This window comes from Oceanispirochaeta sp., from assembly GCF_027859075.1.
GTDB lineage: Bacteria > Spirochaetota > Spirochaetia > DSM-2461 > DSM-2461 > Oceanispirochaeta.
On the sequence record NZ_JAQIBL010000214.1, the window covers coordinates 1 to 2,466 of the forward strand.

Here is a 2,466-nt window from a genome sequence, read left to right on the forward strand (position 1 = left end):
GATAATACCATGGAATAAATACTGGATCTTTCTGCTATGCTTCCATCATCAGATTCACTTTAAATTATTGAGAAGTAATCAGACAGCATGTCTTTTGGATATACGATGAACACAACTTAATATTTACTCCCCTCTTCTGTTTGATCAATAAATCTAACCCGGCCAATCAGCTCATCAGTTTTATAACTTCAAATATTTCAATTCCTCCTTAAGGAACTTCAAGGTTTTAAAAATTCTACATTAAGTCGTGAAACTATATAAGGCTGCCTGTGTCTTTGAAAATGAAAAAGGCAGTCTAACCATATACAGAAAAATATCACTCCAGGGGGACATAGAATGAGGATGTCTGCATTATTTATTTTAAGACTGTCCACACTTCATCTGCGCCCCTATAATATACAAATACATATTTATGGAGGCCCCTATGACAGCCATTCAACGATTGACCAACCTTTCCGCCACGGACCCCGGATTATACCTGGTTGCCCTCTCCGCCTATATCGAACATATCCTGAATGAACAAATAACAGCTGAAACGTTTGAACACCCCAATTTTGGGGATAAACTCTTCTCTCTTAAACGAAAGATGGCAGAGACCTCAAAGGAATATATCCCCGAACTCCAATCTTTCGGCGGTATAAATCATGACAGGATACTGACCAACGGTATCCGTCACAATTTTGACAGCATCAGCAAAGAAGAGGCATTGGCCGCCACCCACAGGTTTATCCAGTTTTGCCGGCTTCTGCACACCGAAGAGGAAGACCCTCTGAAATCCTGGAATGACCGGATCGACCTCACAGCCGAACTGAAAGACTATGAAAATCTAAAATGGGAGGCCTTTCAGGCTCAAAGAGAAAATAGAGAGCTGCTGGAACAACTGGAAACCTATCAGATGCTCCAGGATGAAAAAGAACAGTTGGAAGAAGACCTCAAACTCACATCTGCCAACCTGGTTCAATTAGCACAGAAAGGTCTGAAATCAGAAGAAAAGAACAAAGTGCTCAGGGATGAACGGCAGAATCTAAAACTCCGGCTCAGGGAAGCAGAGACAAAACTGAAAGACTTTAAACCTATTCAGAACTATACGGAAGAATTAAAACGAATGGTCTTTTACACGAGGACCCGGAGAGACTACGAACAGACCCTGCTGAGGCTCTCGGCAGAGCAGAAAGAGGTCCTGGAAAGGATTCCAGAACAGGGTGACTTTCTGATCACCGGAGCTGCCGGTACGGGTAAAACCTTTATCCTAATGGAAGCCCTCCGCCGGGATATAAAAAGCCGGAAGGAATCACTCCTGGATGACGGCTCCCTTATCCTGCTCTCCTACACAAGAACCCTGGTAAAATACAACAGTTATATCTCCACCATCATGCATCTGGACTCCCGCCCGGATGATCTGATCAGTACGGTGGACTCCTGGTTCCTTCATATGCTGCAGAAAATCCATCCCGGATTGACTGTGGACTACAAGACACTGAAAAATCTCTGCAAAGAAACTGATTGTCCTGATTTCCTCACTCCCCTCCAGCTGGAAGCGGAGCTTGAGAACTTTATCTACTCATCAGGATACAGCAGGGAGCAGTATATTGATGATATGGTCGGTCGGCGGGGCATGAAGACTCCCCTCTCAAAGGTACAAAGAGAGGAAGTCTGGAGGATCAAAGAAAATCTGGAAGCAAAGATGTTCGAATCCGGCCTGGTCAGTAAAGGATACAGCCGAACCCTTATTGCAGCTTCCCTTCCGGGAGCTGAAATCGATAGAATTTTTATAGACGAGGTACAGGATATCAGCACCCTGGAGCTTAAGATTCTAAAAAGCCAGACCCGTAAAGGTATTGTAATGGCCGGAGATACTGGGCAGAGCATCTACTCCTTCCAGTCACCCTATAAACATTCAGGACTTAAAATCCAGGGGCACAGCAGTGTTCTCAAAACGAACTTCCGCAGTACCCGGGCCATCATGGAGCTCTGTCAAAACTTCCGGGATGATGAAAAAGATCTCTCTGCCTTCAGGGAAGGACCAGCCCCGGAGCTCTTTACGGCGGAACATACGCAGGAACTCTATTCGATGCTGCAAAAGAGGCTGACCTTCCTCATCAACACATTAGAGTACGATCCTGAGAATATATTCATCCTGGTCCCATCCTACCAATTTGAGAATAAGATCAGCCAGGCTGTCAGAGAGGCTGGATTTAACAGCACAACAATCATGGATCGTCAATTTGACTTCCTGGAATCCGGGAAGGTCCGCATCTCCACACTTCATTCCAGTAAGGGTCTGGATATGCCTGTGGTGCTGCTGTTCCTCCCCCGTTTGGAACAGGGGATCAAAGGGCTGGATGAGGGAACAGAGGAAAAGATCAAAAAGAACCTGCTCTATGTCAGCCTGACCCGGACCATGGACATCCTCAATGTGTTTATGAAAGAGAAGCCCGAAGATGAGCTGTTGAAGACTGTGTGGCA

Annotated in this window: 1 protein-coding gene; it reads left to right on the top strand. The window is 45.5% G+C overall.

All coding sequences use genetic code 11. The features are described from left to right. Positions 1 to 424 precede the first annotated feature (424 nt). Positions 425 to 2,466, top strand: a 2,042-nt coding sequence (locus tag PF479_RS12085; protein ID WP_298006849.1) for a UvrD-helicase domain-containing protein, incomplete at its 3' end; no start/stop codon positions are given.